At 58.7% G+C, this 15,931-nt stretch carries 12 protein-coding genes and 2 tRNA genes; 5 read left to right on the plus strand and 9 right to left on the minus strand.

Annotation, left to right across the window (positions count from 1 at the left end):
• Positions 1-175: 175 nt before the first annotated feature.
• Complete coding sequence (locus GQ39_RS00525) at positions 176-2,077, plus strand: potassium transporter Kup (RefSeq protein ID WP_047526382.1); 1,902 nt, start codon at positions 176-178, stop codon at positions 2,075-2,077.
• Between the two features lie 192 nt (positions 2,078-2,269).
• Here GQ39_RS00525 and GQ39_RS00530 read toward each other — a convergent pair whose 3' ends face one another.
• The 4 genes from GQ39_RS00530 to GQ39_RS00545 form a co-directional block, all read right to left on the minus strand.
• On the minus strand, positions 2,270-3,568 hold the full coding sequence (locus GQ39_RS00530; RefSeq protein ID WP_047526383.1) for a virulence factor family protein: 1,299 nt from the start codon (positions 3,566-3,568) through the stop codon (positions 2,270-2,272).
• Positions 3,568-6,210: a bifunctional lysylphosphatidylglycerol flippase/synthetase MprF gene (gene mprF / locus GQ39_RS00535; protein ID WP_047526386.1), complete on the minus strand. Its 2,643-nt coding sequence runs from the start codon at positions 6,208-6,210 to the stop codon at positions 3,568-3,570. The genes GQ39_RS00530 and mprF overlap by 1 nt, the downstream gene beginning before the upstream one ends.
• A gap of 278 nt (positions 6,211-6,488) precedes the next feature.
• Positions 6,489-6,565 (minus strand) — tRNA-Met (locus GQ39_RS00540).
• A gap of 229 nt (positions 6,566-6,794) precedes the next feature.
• Positions 6,795-6,871: transfer RNA gene (locus GQ39_RS00545), tRNA-Met, on the minus strand.
• Positions 6,872-7,172: 301 nt separating this feature from the next.
• Between GQ39_RS00545 and dinB the strand changes: the two genes are divergently transcribed.
• The gene (gene dinB / locus GQ39_RS00550) at positions 7,173-8,234 is read left to right on the plus strand and encodes a DNA polymerase IV (RefSeq protein ID WP_047526387.1); all 1,062 of its coding nucleotides are present in this window, start codon (positions 7,173-7,175) and stop codon (positions 8,232-8,234) included.
• A 62-nt stretch (positions 8,235-8,296) separates the two neighbouring features.
• Here dinB and GQ39_RS00555 read toward each other — a convergent pair whose 3' ends face one another.
• The 4 genes from GQ39_RS00555 to GQ39_RS00570 form a co-directional block, all read right to left on the minus strand.
• Positions 8,297-9,250, minus strand: coding sequence for a hypothetical protein (locus GQ39_RS00555; RefSeq protein WP_047526388.1), 954 nt, complete (start codon positions 9,248-9,250; stop codon positions 8,297-8,299).
• Between the two features lie 17 nt (positions 9,251-9,267).
• The gene (locus tag GQ39_RS00560; RefSeq protein WP_047526389.1) at positions 9,268-10,983 is read right to left on the minus strand and encodes a proline--tRNA ligase; all 1,716 of its coding nucleotides are present in this window, start codon (positions 10,981-10,983) and stop codon (positions 9,268-9,270) included.
• Positions 10,984-11,124: 141 nt separating this feature from the next.
• Positions 11,125-12,684 (minus strand): AmpG family muropeptide MFS transporter, encoded by a 1,560-nt coding sequence (locus GQ39_RS00565; RefSeq protein WP_047526391.1) that lies wholly within the window; start codon positions 12,682-12,684, stop codon positions 11,125-11,127.
• 44 nt (positions 12,685-12,728) lie between these two features.
• Positions 12,729-13,082, minus strand: coding sequence for an MGMT family protein (locus GQ39_RS00570; RefSeq protein ID WP_047526392.1), 354 nt, complete (start codon positions 13,080-13,082; stop codon positions 12,729-12,731).
• Positions 13,083-13,245: 163 nt separating this feature from the next.
• On the opposite strand from GQ39_RS00570, the gene GQ39_RS00575 reads away from it, so the two are divergent.
• Positions 13,246-14,253: a DUF481 domain-containing protein gene (locus GQ39_RS00575; protein WP_047526394.1), complete on the plus strand. Its 1,008-nt coding sequence runs from the start codon at positions 13,246-13,248 to the stop codon at positions 14,251-14,253.
• A 108-nt stretch (positions 14,254-14,361) separates the two neighbouring features.
• On the opposite strand, the gene GQ39_RS00580 is transcribed toward GQ39_RS00575, so the two are convergent.
• Positions 14,362-14,571, minus strand: coding sequence for a cold-shock protein (locus GQ39_RS00580; RefSeq protein ID WP_002554837.1), 210 nt, complete (start codon positions 14,569-14,571; stop codon positions 14,362-14,364).
• 354 nt (positions 14,572-14,925) lie between these two features.
• Between GQ39_RS00580 and dcd the strand changes: the two genes are divergently transcribed.
• Together dcd and GQ39_RS00590 are read left to right on the plus strand one after the other, a co-directional pair.
• On the plus strand, positions 14,926-15,492 hold the full coding sequence (gene dcd / locus GQ39_RS00585; RefSeq protein ID WP_007904652.1) for a dCTP deaminase: 567 nt from the start codon (positions 14,926-14,928) through the stop codon (positions 15,490-15,492).
• 107 nt (positions 15,493-15,599) lie between these two features.
• Positions 15,600-15,809 carry a hypothetical protein gene (locus GQ39_RS00590; RefSeq protein ID WP_047526427.1) on the plus strand — a complete coding sequence of 70 codons (210 nt, stop codon included), beginning with the start codon at positions 15,600-15,602 and terminating at the stop codon, positions 15,807-15,809.
• Positions 15,810-15,931 lie beyond the last annotated feature (122 nt).

Genomic DNA, 15,931 nt, shown 5'->3' on the forward strand with positions numbered 1-15,931 from the left:
CCAGCTTTATGCAGGGAAATACGACGAGTGCTGCGCTATGCTTCGCGCCGTTAGGCTTTACCGAATTTTTACAGTCATCAAAACGTCTGTAACGCGAAGTAAAACAGCGCATGCTGCACGACAAAGCATAGTGCTTCTTCAAAAGAAGCCCGGGTCTGGGTAGTAGGAGTGGTGGATGGGTCAGGCAAGTAGTCAGGCTGCGGGCGCCGGGCATTCGACGGCAAAGCCGATCGGCATGCTGGTCGCGGCGGTTGGGGTGGTATATGGCGATATCGGCACGAGCCCGCTGTACACCCTCAAAGAGGTGTTTACAGGCCACTATGGAGTTCCGGTCAATCATGACGGTGTATTTGGGATTCTGGCGCTGATTTTTTGGTCGCTGGTCTGGGTTGTTTCGATCAAGTACGTGCTGTTTATTCTGCGGGCAGACAACCAGGGCGAAGGCGGGATCATGGCGCTGACGGCGCTTGCTCGTCGCGCCTCATCGCCCTATCCGAAGCTGCGATCAGTGCTGGTGATTCTGGGACTGATCGGCGCGGCGCTGTTTTATGGCGACAGTATGATCACCCCGGCGATTTCCGTGTTGTCGGCGGTGGAGGGTATGGAATTGGCATTCGAGGGCCTGGATCGCTGGGTGGTGCCCTTGGCACTGCTCGTGCTCGTGGCGTTGTTTCTGATCCAGAAGCACGGTACAGACCGAATCGGCAAGCTGTTCGGCCCAGTCATGGTGCTGTGGTTCGTGGTGCTGGGTGTGCTTGGCGCCAACGGTATTGTGCAGCACCCGGAAGTCCTTAGCGCGCTGAACCCGATGTGGGGCGTGCGGTTCTTCATGGTGCATCCGGGCATGGGTGTTGCCATCCTGGGCGCTGTGGTGCTGGCCTTGACCGGTGCCGAAGCGTTGTACGCTGACATGGGCCACTTCGGCCGCAAGCCGATCGCTCGTGCCTGGTTCGCCCTGGTGCTGCCGGCGCTGGTGCTCAACTACTTTGGCCAGGGCGCCTTGCTGCTGGAAAACCCGGACGCAGCGCGCAACCCGTTCTACCTGTTGGCGCCGAGCTGGGCGTTGATCCCGCTGGTGGTGTTGGCGACCCTGGCCACGGTGATTGCTTCGCAAGCAGTGATCTCTGGCGCGTTCTCGTTGACTCGTCAGGCGATTCAACTGGGATATATCCCGCGCATGCACATTCAGCACACCTCCAGTGCCGAGCAGGGGCAGATCTACATTGGTGCGGTGAACTGGGCGCTGATGGTTGGCGTGATCCTGCTGGTGCTTGGCTTTGAATCCTCCGGCGCGTTGGCCTCGGCCTATGGCGTGGCGGTAACCGGAACCATGCTGATCACCAGTATTCTGGTCTCCGCTGTGATGCTGTTGTTGTGGAAATGGCCACCCGTGCTGGCGGTGCCAATCCTGGTGGGCTTTCTGCTGGTGGACGGCCTGTTTTTTGCCGCCAACGTGCCAAAAATCATTCAGGGTGGTGCCTTCCCGGTTCTGGCGGGGATCGTGTTGTTTGTCCTGATGACCACCTGGAAGCGCGGCAAAGAGTTGCTGGTGGATCGGCTGGACGAGGGCGGCCTGCCGCTGCCGATTTTCATCAGCAGTATCGCCGTACAACCACCGCATCGTGTTCAGGGCACCGCCGTATTCCTCACGGCGCGGCCAGACGCCGTGCCTCACGCGTTGTTGCACAATCTGTTGCATAACCAGGTGCTGCACGAGCAAGTGGTGCTGCTGACGGTGGTGTATGAGGACATCCCGCGTGTGCCCTCATCACGACGGTTCGAGGTCGACGCCTATGGTGAGGGTTTCTTCCGCGTGATCCTGCACTTCGGTTTCACTGACGAGCCGGACGTACCGCAAGCGCTGAAGTTGTGCCATCTGGATGAGCTGGACTTCAGTCCGATGCGCACGACCTACTTCCTCAGTCGTGAGACGGTCATCGCCTCTAAAATCGAAGGCATGGCCCGCTGGCGTGAGGCGCTGTTCGCCTTTATGTTGAAAAACGCCAACGGCAACCTGCGCTTCTTCAATCTGCCGCTGAACCGGGTGATCGAGCTGGGTACTCAGGTCGAGATGTAAGCCTGAATCAAAAGCCCCCGGTGCCTTGCGGTATCGGGGGCTTTTTGTTGTCTGGCAATTGAATGAACCTTGCGCGGATACCCTGTGGGAGCGAGCAGCCTCGCTCCCACACAGGATAAGTAGTACCTGCTGAAATGAAAAAGCCCCCACGCTTATGCAGCGGTAGGGGCTTTTTTGTTTGCTCGGCTTACATCACTCCTGCGCCGTCGCCTCTTCCTTGGCCTGGCGTTTTATGATGATGTCCACCAGGCGCTTGGCCAGGGCTGGGTAGTTCTCGTCGAAGTGGTGACCGCCAGGCAGTTTGATGGCTTCGCCCACGGCGGTCTTGTCGGTGCAGCCGCTTTCGTCGACTTCTTCTTCACCGTAGATGCACACCACTTTGGCGGCAGGCAACTTGGCCATTTCCGGGCCGGTGGCGGCTTCCTTGCCGGCGTTGCCAAGCCAGCCTTCGACTTCGATCTCAAAGCTGCCGGTGCGGGCGAAGGCCAGCAGGATGATCGCGTCGACGCGCTGCTGCTCGGACTCCGCCAGGCGGTTGTAGATCGCAGGCAACACATCGGCACCAAACGAGTAGCCGGTGAGGATGAAGCGCTTGGTGCCCCATTTCTGCCGGTAGTGCTGCATCAGCTCGGCAAGGTCCAGGGCGCTTTGCTCAGGGCTTTTGTGCTGCCAGTAGTAGCGCAGGGTATCGATGCCGACCACGGGGTAGCCGATCTTCGCCATTTCGCCCGCCACGTCGCGGTCGAGGTCACGCCAGCCACCATCTCCGGACAGGAACAGGGTCACGGTGTCCTTGGCCTGGCCGGCCGGCACTTCAACCACAGGAATCTGCAGGCCGCCCGAGGCCTTGTCGCCACCGACCAAGATCTTGCGCAGTTCGTTGTTCAGCACTTGCGGCAGGTTGATGTCGTAGTCGCTGATGCTGGTTTCGGCGTTGGGCTGGTCGCGCACGAAGCCGGCACTGGTGTCATCCGGGTTGTCGTTCCACGCCACCAGCCAATGGCCGTGGGAGGCGCTTTTTGGCAGCAGGTGCGTGCAGCCACCCTTTTCCAGGGCCAGGTCGACCGAGACAGCCTGGGCCTTGTCGTTTTTCTGTTCGGACAACCAGCGCCAGGCGAGTACCGCACCGGGGCCGATGCCGCTGACCAGGGTTGCCGGGCCTTTGAGTTCTCTCAAGCCCGACTGCAGGGCGCGGCTTTGCAGCAGGCAGTCCTTGGGCAGGATCACTTGAACAATCTGCGCTGAGCCGCTGCGGCTCAGGGTCATCAATTGTTTGTCGCTGAGCTTCTGTTCCTCGGTGACCGCCACCAGCACCTGGGCGTGTGGCGTGGTCCCGGGAATGACGCGGGTCATCGCCGCGCCATCGGCCGGGGTCAACAGTTCGAGGGTCGGTTCCGGTGCCGGACGTTTCAGGTACCAGTAGCCACCACCGAGAATCAGGGCCAGCACCACCAGTGTGCCCAGGACGTACCGCAAGGAGCGTTGAATCATCAGCGTTTCACCAATCCAGTCAAGCCGCCCGCGATCAGGGCAGCAGTATCGGCCAGGGCAACCAGCGGATCGAGTCCGGCGGGCACGGCCATATAACGGGGTTCCCAGTCTGGCTGGAACTTGTCTTTGAAGCGGCGCAAGCCTTGGAAGTTGTAGAGCTGCTCACCACGGCGGAAAACCATCGAGCCCAGGCGCTGGGTCAACGGGGCGCCGCGACGGGGTTGTAACCCTGACAATGGCACCATGCCCAGGCTGAAGCGCGCATATCCATGATTTTTATAATGCTGAATCAGGCCGACCATCATGAATTCCATGGTCAGTTTGGGTGCGTCCGGGTGCGCGCGCATCAGGTCGAGGCTGGCCAGGTCATGGCTATAGGTCTCTAGCAGGTTGGCGAATGCCACCGGGCGTCCTTCGAAACGAATCACCGCAATGCGGAAATGCTTGAGGTAGTCATCGCTGAAGCGGCCAAGGGAAAAGCCTTTCTCGCGTACATTCTTGCCGGTCAGCCAGGCATCGGATATCACCTTAAGCTCATCCATCGGCGCCTGGCCCGGCTCGAAGATCTCCAGCGACAGGCCGTCGCGTGTGCCACGGTTCCAGGTGTAGCGCAGGTCCTTCATCTCTTTGCCTTTGGCTTCGAGATCGAAGCGATGCAGATCCACACGGGCTTCTTCGCCAAGTTTTATCGCAGTCAGGCCGATGTCCATGTAGTACGGCAGGTTCTCCGCGCGCACTTGATAAAACACGGGGCGGGCGTGGTGGATGTCGCACAGGTCACGGAACTGCCAGATCATTTCCGCTCGTTGCTGGCCCGGACCGATCGGGTCATACAGCGCCACCAGGCTGCGGCCACGGCGGGCGTACATCAGGAACGCCTCGTCGTTGGGGTGAAACAGCAGTGCCTTGTCGCCGGTCAGCGCCAGGCCGCCATCGGGTTGCGCCGAGGCCATCAGAATCTTGCTGGCGCGCTCCAGTTCATCGGGGGTCGGCAGGTGGATGACCGGGCGCGCAGTGCGCAGCAGCCAAGTCAGGGACACCACAACCAGCAGCACGGCGGCACCGAGCAACGAGCGCAAGCCGCGGGGTGCGTCGGCATCGAGGGTGAACTGCCACCAGAGTTGATGGCTGTACGGAACGTCCTGATAGGCAAACAGCAGCAGCCACATCGAGGCGCCCAACACGCACAGGCTGGCCACCAGATAGAGTGGTGAGAACGGCACCTCCGTCAGGCGGCTGGGGCGATAGAACGAACGCCGGAAAACCCCCAGCAAAGCGGCGGTCAGGGTCATCAGGCAGGCTTCTTCCCAGTCGAAGCCCTTGAGCAGCGAAAGCAGGGCGCCCACCAGCAACAGAATAGTGGTCAGCATCCACGCGGCCGACAGTCGACGACGCAGGCCCTGGGCCAGCAACAGGCATAGCACGCCGATCAGGCTGGCGCCAAAGTGCGAGGCATCGACCAGTCGATGGGGAATCAGAAAACCGATGTGTTCCAGTCGGGTGTCGATTTCCGGCGTGGCGCCTGAAAACAACAGCACCACGCCGGACAGGAACACCAGCACCGCCAGAATCGGCGCAGCCAGGCCCGATGCCGCCCTTAGGGACTGGCGCGTCTGGAATACGCGCTGACCTTCGTTGATCAGCAACAACAGGCAGGCCACCAGCATCGGCAGTACGACGTAGATCAGGCGATACAGCAGCAGGGCGGCGGCCAGTGGCGCGGCTCCGAGTTTGTCGGAAAACGCGGCCAGCAAAATCGCCTCGAATACACCGACACCACCCGGCACGTGGCTGAGTACGCCAGCGGCCAGGGCCAGCAGGTAGACCAGCAGAAAGGCGCCGAAGGGCGGTGCTTCCGGCAGCAGCAAGTAAAGCACGGTGGCGGCGGCGGCAACGTCCAGGGCTGTGATGATCAATTGCAGGAAGGTCAGGCGACGCCCCGGCAGGCGCAAGGTGCGACGCCCGACCTTGACCATCAGGTTGTCCGCGTAAGGTTGTTCCGGCAAGCGACGACGGTAGATGCCGATGGCCAGTACCGAAAACAGTAGTAATACGGCAGTGGCTACGGCACCCAGCAAGATTTCGGATAGACCCAATGCACCGGAGGCCGCTGGCAGGTCGCTGAGCGTCGCCAGCGCGGCGAGCGGTGGCAGGGCGCACCCTAGCGAGAGGCTGGCGAACAAGGTCATGTGGGCGACCTCGGAGGCCCCCAGACCGTGACGCGCATATAGACGGTAGCGAACCGAACCGCCCGACAGCATCGAAAGGCCGATGGCATTACCAATGGCGAATGCGGTGAAGCCTCCCAGTGCCAGGGTTCGCGGCGCCAGGTTCACGCCGGCGTAGCGACTGGCCGACCATTCGTAACCCAGCAAAATGATGAAACCCACCACGGTAGCGCCAAGAGCGCCCAGCAATGCGGGTTTGGGAACGTCGAGGATCGAGTCGTGCAGAGCGTCCAGATCGAGCTCGCTCAACAAATGACGGCAGGCAATCAGCGCGATCGCGAACAGCAGCAGGGTCACCGCCAAGCCGATGGGCTGACGGTATTTGCTGACCAGATCGAGCAGGCGCAGGCGCTCCGCCTTGATCGGTTGTGTCGCTGTGACGGTGTCTTGTGAATCAGACGAGTTGGCGCGCATCAATCACCTCTTGGATTGTGCGCGACAGGATGGGGGTATCCAGCCAAGTTACCAATCCCTGTAGAAAAAAATAATCACAAATATTAACGCCTATCACCGGCTCTCGGCGACGGCACGTCATCAGTCGTAGAGGGCCAAGTCTGCGATTGAGCATAGTCGGAACTCAGCGCATCGGTGGCCCCGGACGGCTCACTACACAGTGACAGATCATTGTTGCGAAAGGGTTTTTTCAACAGATACAAAAAAGGCCACTCTTTCGAGTAGCCTTTTTTGATGTTTGGTTGCGGGAGCCGGATTTGAACCGACGACCTTCGGGTTATGAGCCCGACGAGCTACCAGACTGCTCCATCCCGCGTCTGTGTGGCGGCATTCTATAGAGATACGCCGGGGTGTCAACCGTTAATCCTGAACCAGGTCAAATAAACGCAAAAACGCGGCGAACGGTCGCAGGTGAGGCTTAAGTTTCGGAATCAGAACGATTTCTGGTTTGCCGTGGCGCTGATGCGTGCCCTTATGGTGCGCCTTCTGCACAAAACAGGCACGCACAAAAAAGGCCACTCTTTCGAGTAGCCTTTTTTGATGTTTGGTTGCGGGAGCCGGATTTGAACCGACGACCTTCGGGTTATGAGCCCGACGAGCTACCAGACTGCTCCATCCCGCGTCTGTGGATCGGCATTCTATAGAGATACGTCAGCGTGTCAATCATAAATTTCGATAAAACCTGTTTCTGTTCAATCGCTTAGCTTGCTTTTGACGGTATGTGGCAGGGCTGGAAGGCAGGCGCGGCAAGGCTTTCAGCTCTATTGGCGTAAGTAATTCGATTGAAAAAATAAATTTGTCGGTGGCTTTCCTACGATTGGAAAAGAACATTCCGACTACTGGTGCTATATACAGGTGTCAGTGAGATACTGCCCGTCTGACACGGCATGACGCCGTTTCTTCACCCTGAACACCGCGTTGATATGACCCAGCGAAAAATCATCCACGTCGATTGTGACTGTTTCTACGCCGCCATCGAGATGCGTGACGACCCGCGCCTGGCCGGTAAACCCCTGGCGGTCGGTGGGTCGGCGGATCGGCGTGGAGTGATCGCGACCTGTAATTACGAAGCGCGGGCTTACGGTGTGCGCTCGGCGATGTCCTCCGGGCATGCGTTGAAGCTGTGCCCGGACCTGACCATCGTCAGGCCGCGAATGGATGCCTACAGAGAAGCATCCAAGGAAATTCACACGATTTTTAGCGATTACACCGACATCATCGAGCCGCTTTCCCTGGATGAGGCCTATCTCGATGTGTCGGACAGCGCGCATTTCGGTGGCAGTGCCACGCGAATTGCCCAGGATATTCGCCGACGAGTGTCCAATCAGTTGCATATCACCGTTTCAGCAGGCGTGGCGCCGAACAAATTTTTGGCCAAAATCGCCAGCGACTGGAAAAAACCCAACGGTTTGTTTGTCATCACGCCGGATCAGATCGAAGACTTTGTCAGCGGCTTGCCGGTGAACAAGTTGCACGGGGTCGGCAAGGTCACTGCGGATAAGTTGGCCAAACTCGGAATTGCCGATTGTCTGCAATTGCGCGAGTGGGAAAAGTTGGCGCTGGTGCGGGAATTCGGCAGTTTTGGTGAGCGACTCTGGAGTCTGGCCCGTGGGATTGACGAACGCCTGGTGCATAACGACAGTCGCCGACAGTCGATCAGTGTCGAAAATACCTACGATGTCGATCTGCCCGATTTGCGGAGTTGCCTGGATAAGTTGCCAGAACTGCTGGAAACCCTGAAAACCCGCATGGAGCGAATCGACAGCAGCTATCGGCCAGGCAAGCCGTTCGTCAAAGTGAAGTTTCATGACTTTACCCAAACCACACTGGAGCAGGCCGGGGCAGGGCGGGATTTGGGCAGTTATCAGTTGATGCTGACCCAGGCGTTCAATCGCGGCGGTAAGCCGGTGCGATTGTTGGGTGTGGGAGTGAGGCTGGAGGATTTGCGCGGCGGGTTCGAGCAGATGGAATTGTTTGAGCGGTAGTCCCAAGGTACCTGTCAGACGCCTTCGCGGGCGATTCGATTTGCCCGCGATGCTCTGAGCGTTTAGTTCGGCCCCGGATCTGCTACCAGTCGTCCGGCATCCTTGGTCAGTGACTTGAGGAATTCGGTCTGCAGTTCAGGATCGTTACGGGTCAGTTCAATCAGGCTTTGTTCCAGTTCACTGGCTTCTTCCTCCAGCCCCAGTTCCGACAGGCGTTTGACCCGGTGTACCCATTGGCTCACTTCGTCGTCTTCGAGGTCGTCGTAAATCAGGCCATGAGCTTCGAGCAATTTGCCGCGCAGCGTGCTGCTGAGCGCGAGGGAAGAATCGCTATGCACATCGCCCTTTGAGTCATCGACGCTGATCTGCAGCTTGCCCAGATGATTGAGGTCATATTCGGCGAACGGGCTGTCCAGCAGATTCAGGCGCAAGACGCCGTTTTTGTCGGTGGTCAGCTCGAAGGTTTCCTTGCCGGCCTTGACCTCGACCGGGCGCTCGCTCCACGGCAGGCTCGAGTATTCCTTGCGCTTGTCGCGCTGGACTTCATCGATACCGGCCAGGTTCTGTTGCGCACGACCGTTGGATTGGACGTTCATGAACGGGTTGAGTCCCGCGAAACCGTAGCTGAGCCAGTCCTTGGTCATGCTGTCGGGAAGATTGCCCAGGGCAAACACGTTAACCACGTTCGCGCCCACGCCGCCCACCACCGCCACTGCACCCAGCGGGATCTCGTAGATCTCCCGCCAGGGTTGATAAGGCGTATAGCGATCGTAATGACGGGTGACTTCGAACTCGGTGACTTCGAAGGTCTTCTGCTCGTGGATCTTTACCCGGCGTTGCGGGAGCTCAAGCACCTTGGGCTCACCGACATCGATCTGCAGGCTGTGATCGAGCAATTTGCGCTCGACACGTTCCTCGTGCTCGCTGCGTTGTGACATGTGATTGGCACAGCCGCTGACCAGCAGGGTGCCGCACAGGGCGGCACCACCGAGGCCTAAGGTGTTTCGCTTGAACATGACGTCTCTATCTGGTTTCAGCGGCGGATACGGGCCTGCAGGAAAGACAGTACGTCAGCGACCGGCAGCGCTTGCGGCTCGGCCTCGGTACGGCTCTTGTATTCCAGGTTGCCTTCGGCGAGGCCGCGGTCACTGACCACGATCCGGTGAGGAATGCCGATCAGCTCCATGTCCGCGAACTTGATGCCCGGGCTGGTTTTCTTGTCGCGGTCGTCCAGCAGTACTTCGAAGCCGGCTGCAGTCAGTTCTGCATACAGCTTGTCGGTAGCTTCGCGAACCAGGTCGGTTTCATAGCGCAGTGGTACCAGGGCGATCTGGAACGGCGCGAGCGCGTCACTCCAGATAATCCCTTTTTCGTCGTTGTTCTGCTCGATGGCAGCCGCAACCACGCGGGACACGCCAATGCCGTAGCAGCCCATTTCCAGGGTGATCGGCTTACCGTTCTCGCCCAGCACTTCGCACTTCATCGCTTTGCTGTACTTGTTGCCCAGCTGGAAGATATGCCCGACTTCGATGCCGCGCTTGATTTCCAGGGTGCCTTTGCCATCCGGGCTTGGGTCGCCGCTGACGACGTTACGCAGGTCGGCAACGGTCGGAACCGGCAGGTCGCGTTCCCAGTTCACGCCGAAATAGTGCTTGTCGTCGATGTTCGCACCGATGCCGAAGTCGCTCATCAGCTCGACCGAGCGGTCGATGATCATTGGCAGCGGCAGGTTCAGCGGGCCGAGGGAGCCGGCGCCGGCGCCGATGGCGTCGCGCAGTTCGGTTTCGGAAGCCATGACCAGCGGGCTGGCAACGCCCGGTTGGTTAGCAGCCTTGATTTCGTTCAGTTCGTGGTCGCCACGGATGATCAGGGCAATCAGCTTGCCTTTCTCTTCAGCGTGAACCACCAGGGTCTTGATGGTCTTCTCGATCGGCAGGTTGAAGCCTTCGACCAGCTGCGCGATGGTCTTGGCGTTCGGGGTGTCGACCAGGCGCAGTTCTTCAGTCGGTGCTGCGCGGGAGGTTTCGCGCGGTACGGCTTCGGCTTTCTCGATGTTCGCGGCGTAGTCGGAACCGTTGCTGAAGACGATATCGTCTTCGCCGGACTCGGCCAGTACGTGGAATTCATGGGAGCCGGCACCGCCGATGGAGCCGTTATCGGCTTCAACCGGGCGGAATTTCAGGCCCAGGCGGGTGAACACGTTGCAGTACGCCTGATGCATGCGGTCGTAGGTGATCTGCAGCGATGGCTGGTCAGCGTGGAACGAATAGGCGTCCTTCATGATGAATTCGCGGCCGCGCATCAAACCGAAGCGTGGGCGGATTTCGTCACGGAATTTGGTCTGGATCTGGTAGAGGTTGATCGGCAGCTGTTTGTAGCTGCTCAGCTCGTTGCGCATCAGATCGGTGATGACTTCTTCGTGGGTCGGGCCGGCACAGAAGTCACGACCGTGGCGATCCTTGAAGCGCAGCAATTCAGGGCCGTACTCCTCCCAGCGACCGGATTCCTGCCACAGCTCTGCCGGTTGAGTGCTCGGCATCAACACTTCAAGCGAGCCGGCAGCGTTCATTTCTTCACGAACGACGGCTTCGACCTTGCGCATTACTCGCAAGCCCATCGGCAGCCAGGTATACAGGCCCGAGGCGAGTTTGCGGATCATGCCGGCGCGCAGCATCAGCTGGTGGCTGATCACGACCGCATCGGAAGGCGTTTCTTTCTGTGTGGCGAGCAAAAATTGACTGGTGCGCATGGTTGGCCGTTGTCGGTTGCTGATGACGAGAAATGACGGAGCATTGTACGGGCGAGATCCGCTGTCGTACAGAAGTGCGGCCGGCGGTGTGGCAGGAGGGCGGGAATCTCTGCGCCCTCTGCAAGGTTTCCTGCGTGTTTCTTACGATTCCTCCGCGACCTGGGTCGGAACCGGTTCCGGCGTCGGTGTCGGTCCTGCGCGGCGGCTCTCCTGGAACCAGTGCAGGGCGATCAATACCAGGGTCGGAACGCCCAGCATGGCGGTGATCAGGAAGAAGTTGTGGTAGCCGAATTTCTCCACCATGACGCCTGAGTAGCCGCCGATCAGGCGTGGCAGCAAGAGCATGATCGAGCTGAGCAGGGCATATTGGGTGGCTGAGAACTTCAGGTTGGTCAGGCTCGACAGGTAAGCGACGAAGGCTGAAGTCGCCATGCCGGAGCTGAAGTTATCCAGTGAAATGGTGACGATCAGCATGTTCAGGTTGGGGCCCATGTCCGCGAGCATCAGGAACAACAGGTTGGTTCCCGCCGATGCGGCGCCACCGATGAACAGGATCGGCAAGATGCCGAAACGCACGATCAGCAGGCCGCCCATGCCGGCGCCCACCAGCGTCATGATCAGACCGAAAATTTTGCTGACGCTGGCAATCTGATCTTTGGTGAAGCCCTGGTCGATGTAGAAGACGTTGGCCATCACACCCATGACCGTATCGGACATCCGATAGGTGGCGATCAGCCCAAGCAGCAGCAGGGCTTGCCAGCGGTAACGCAGAATGAAGTCGTTGACCGGCGTCAGCACTGGCGCCAGGCCACGGCGGCCCATGGTCGACAGGCACAGCGCAGTCAGCGTGGTATAGAGAATTGCCCGAAGGAACGCGCGGTCTTCGAGCAGCAGATCGAGCAGGCTCACGCCATGGAAGAGCACGCTGGCAAAGTCGGTGTTGTAGAGCTGGGTGAACATCGCCGGGACGGACACCAGCAGTACGATCAGTACGAACACTGAAGCCAGTTGATGCGCGAAGCTATAACGCCCGGCCTGCAGTTGGGTGCGCAGCGGGACCGATGGTTCGCGCATGAAGAGGGAGGTCAGCAGCGCCGGGATCATCAGGGCGCCGAACAGCACGTAGGTGCCGGTCCAGGCGGAGTGCTGATAGTTGAAACCGGTGGAGCCGAACCCTTCGGCGAAGAACAGGGCACCTGCCGTCGCCAGCAAAGCGGCAATCCGATAGCCGGACATGTAACTGGCGGCGAGGGCGGCCTGGCGACTGTCTTCGGCGATCTCCAGGCGGTAGGCGTCCACGGCGATGTCTTGCGTTGCCGAGGCGAATGCGACAATGACCGCGATGGCGATCAGCCAGGAAAGGTGTTTTTGCGGGTCGCAAAAGCCCATCCCGATCAGGCCGAGGATCACCAGTGATTGCGACAAAACAAGCCAGGAGCGTCGTCGACCGAGCTTGCCCAGCAGGGGCAGACGCCATTGGTCTAGCAGAGGCGACCAGACCCATTTGAAGGCATAGGCCAGACCGATCAGGCTTGCGTAGCCGATGGTTTCGCGAGCCACACCGGCTTCGCGTAGCCAGACCGAAAGAGTCGAGAATACCAGCATGTACGGCAGGCCGGCGGCGAAACCCAGCAGTAACAGTACAAGCGTCGAGGGGCTGGCATATGCGGCGAGCGCGGCGCGCCAGGTTTTACGGGGCATGGGCTGGAGTCTGCCTCAAGAAATACGGAAACAAAGCGCGCACTCTAACCGCTGTGCTCTACCGGGCGCCAGCCATGGCGCCGAATATCAACACGATTGTTCAGGATACTGATGCCCTCCATGCGCAATCGGGCGCGTTGTTCGTCCCCGGATGGACTGCCCGCGGGCAAGCTGATGCGCCCGCCGGCGGCGAGTACGCGGTGCCAGGGTAATTTGCTGTCGCCGGGCAACTGGCTCAGTGTCCGCCCGACCCAGCGGGCGGCGCGCCCCAGTCCGGCCAGTTCGGCCAATTGGCCATAACTCACCACTTTGCCCTCCGGCACTTGTGCGAGTGTCAGGTAGAGCGCCGTGCGTCGGATTTGTGCCGCACTCTCGGTGCCATTGGTTGGTTCGATCACGTCCGGGGTTCCTGAAAAAGTTCGCAGTACCGTCTGTAGAGTAAATCCTTGATCGTCCATTGAGAAATGAACTCAATAGATAGGGTCGGGGTCAGTCCTAGCCAGGGCCTTATTCCTGCGAATAGGGTCAATTCTTTTCGCGTACCTGAGCCTGTATTTGCTTATGTTCTCCAGAACCGTGTTGTGTCTCGCCATCGTCAGTGCTTCTACCCCCTTGCTCGCGGATACCGTGTGGTTGAAGAACGGTGACAAGTTGAGTGGCAAGATCATTCTGTTCGATGGTGGCAAGCTGTTGATCCAGACCGAATACGCCGGCGCGGTCCCCATTGACTGGAAGCAGGTCAAAACCCTGGAAAGTGATCAGGAACTGTTGGTCAAGCAGGACGCCTACACCGGCGAGAAGGCCAAGTCGTTGCATGCTGCGGAGGATGGCAAGGTCATTTTGGCCAATGGCGAAGCTCCCAAGACAGTCGAGCTGGCCAGTGTCCAACAAATCCTCAAACCCAAGCCGGTGGTCGAAGACTTGGTATGGAAGGGCAATATCGACGCGGCTCTGGATTACCAGCGTGCGGACAAAGATACCGATGATTACGACATCGACTTCAAGACCACTGCCCGCCATGGCCGTTGGCGGCACATCGCGGAAGGCGAATACAACCGCGAGTTCCAGGATGACGTTGTCACTACGGACAACTGGAGAGCTGAATACTCCCTCGACCGCTTCATCACCGATAAATGGTTCTGGGAAGGTCGTCTGGTTTACAAGCGCGACAAGGTAGAAGACCTGTCTCGCCAGCGTACCGTGGGTACCGGTCCTGGCTATCAGTTCTGGGATGACGAATTGGGTGCATTTTCCCTGGGGTCGCTGGTCAATCGCACCGATTATGAGTTCCGCGACGGCAGCAAGGAGAATTTCTATTCCTTGGCCATGAAGTGGGATTACAACCGTTACCTGATTGGCAAGAAGGTGGAGTTCTTCACCAATGGTGAGGTGGCCAAGCCGTTGTCGGGCGTGGCCGACTACGCGCTCGATGCCGAGATGGGGCTGCGCTATAAAGTGACCGATTGGGCGTCGCTGAACCTGAAGGCCGAGAGGGATATTGTCAGTGGTTCCGATGAGGCTGACTTGAGTAAGACCCGTTACACCGCAGGGTTTGGCGTGACTTGGTAAGTGCTGAAAAACGCAGCTTCGGCTGCGTTTTTCTATGCCTGGAAAAACACGCAGGCACAAAAAAGCCCCGCTGTTGAGGGCGGGGCTTTTTACTAAAGCAAGTACAAGTTAGATAACTTGAACTTCTTCAGCTTGCATGCCTTTCTGACCGCGGGTAGCGATGAAAGAAACCTGTTGGCCTTCTTTCAGGCTTTTGAAGCCGTCGGATTGGATAGCTTTGAAGTGAACGAACAGGTCGTCACCGGATTGTGGAGTGATGAAGCCGAAGCCTTTTTCATCGTTGAACCACTTAACGGTACCGGTTTGGCGATTAGACATGGTGTAACTCCTTGAACAAAGATAACTGCGACTCAGGAAGAACCCTGGCCGAGACTGAGTGCAAAGAGCAGGAAAAATTCTTGTAGATGGTTGGATCGAAATTCAACATATCGTGTAGAGATTCTCAGTGACACAAGCAGCACAGTGACGTCACCTTAACCCTTTTTCCGGAACGTGCCAATGTTTCTTGCGAAGGTTTCTTTGTTTTCGTGATCGACGGTGCATCCGATTGTTTCAAGGGGCCAGTGATTTCGGATGATTGTCGAGAATTGTGCCCCGGTCTTTGAACCCAAGGGCGTGCCCCGGTAAGATGCCGGACAGATTTTTTCCACCTCGCTATTCAGGACACCCGCCATGAGCATCAAATCGGACAAGTGGATTCGCCGCATGGCGCAAGAGCACGGCATGATCGAGCCCTTCGTGGAGCGTCAGGTGCGCGGCAGCGACGATAGCCGTGTGATCTCCTATGGTGTGTCCAGCTACGGCTACGATGTGCGTTGCACCAATCATTTCAAGGTGTTCACCAACATCAATTCGGCTATCGTCGACCCGAAAAACTTCGATGCTGGCAGCTTCGTCGACATCCATAGCGACGTATGCATCATTCCACCGAACTCCTTCGCCCTGGCCAGCACCGTCGAATACTTCCGCATTCCACGTAATGTGCTGACCATTTGCCTGGGTAAAAGTACCTACGCGCGTTGCGGCATCATCGTCAACGTCACGCCGCTCGAGCCTGAGTGGGAAGGTCACGTGACCCTGGAATTTTCCAACACCACCAACCTGCCGGCGAAAATCTACGCCAATGAAGGCGTGGCACAGATGCTGTTCCTTGAGTCTGACGAAGAGTGTGAAGTGTCTTACAAGGACCGTGGCGGCAAGTATCAGGGCCAGCGTGGCGTGACCCTGCCGCGGACCTGAGTCAGCCGTCTGACGAACCGTGGGAATTCCTGGGCGAGCGTACACTCTATGGAGTGTACTGCTCTGATTCGCGCAACGCGGACCGGACCATCGCTCAGGAGTGCTTTATGAAGATCGACCCGCGAATAAGTGCCGAACTGGCAAGTCTTGAGCCCAATCAGGTTGGCGTCTTGGCCTGGTCCTTGTTGGCACACCCTCCGATCAGCATGGCAGGAGGCATCCCCGGCCAACCTGATCCCGATACCCCCAACGAACAGCCCACCGAGCCCGGTGAGCCCACCCTGCCGGATGAGCCGCCTCCCGCCCCTGTGGCCTGACCGTCTGCGCAGAAAAATGAATGGTCAGTCAGCTGAGGTCTGTGAAGACTTCAGCTGACTGGCCATATTTCGTTGTCGCCGATGACAAAGATCCTACAGTTGTTGTCCCGGCGGACTTCATG

Origin of the sequence: Pseudomonas sp. 11/12A, from assembly GCF_000800055.1 — a bacterium.
Lineage (GTDB): Bacteria > Pseudomonadota > Gammaproteobacteria > Pseudomonadales > Pseudomonadaceae > Aquipseudomonas > Aquipseudomonas mohnii.

Coding starts and splice junctions, on each gene's coding strand:
- GQ39_RS00575 (WP_047526394.1), top strand. CDS start 13,246: ATGTTCTCCAGAACCGTGTTGTGTCTCGCCATCGTCAGTGCTTCTACC.
- GQ39_RS00560 (WP_047526389.1), bottom strand. CDS start 10,983: ATGCGCACCAGTCAATTTTTGCTCGCCACACAGAAAGAAACGCCTTCC.
- dinB (WP_047526387.1), top strand. CDS start 7,173: ATGACCCAGCGAAAAATCATCCACGTCGATTGTGACTGTTTCTACGCC.
- GQ39_RS00590 (WP_047526427.1), top strand. CDS start 15,600: ATGAAGATCGACCCGCGAATAAGTGCCGAACTGGCAAGTCTTGAGCCC.
- GQ39_RS00565 (WP_047526391.1), bottom strand. CDS start 12,684: ATGCCCCGTAAAACCTGGCGCGCCGCGCTCGCCGCATATGCCAGCCCC.
- GQ39_RS00525 (WP_047526382.1), top strand. CDS start 176: ATGGGTCAGGCAAGTAGTCAGGCTGCGGGCGCCGGGCATTCGACGGCA.
- dcd (WP_007904652.1), top strand. CDS start 14,926: ATGAGCATCAAATCGGACAAGTGGATTCGCCGCATGGCGCAAGAGCAC.
- GQ39_RS00530 (WP_047526383.1), bottom strand. CDS start 3,568: ATGATTCAACGCTCCTTGCGGTACGTCCTGGGCACACTGGTGGTGCTG.
- GQ39_RS00555 (WP_047526388.1), bottom strand. CDS start 9,250: ATGTTCAAGCGAAACACCTTAGGCCTCGGTGGTGCCGCCCTGTGCGGC.
- GQ39_RS00580 (WP_002554837.1), bottom strand. CDS start 14,571: ATGTCTAATCGCCAAACCGGTACCGTTAAGTGGTTCAACGATGAAAAA.
- mprF (WP_047526386.1), bottom strand. CDS start 6,210: ATGCGCGCCAACTCGTCTGATTCACAAGACACCGTCACAGCGACACAA.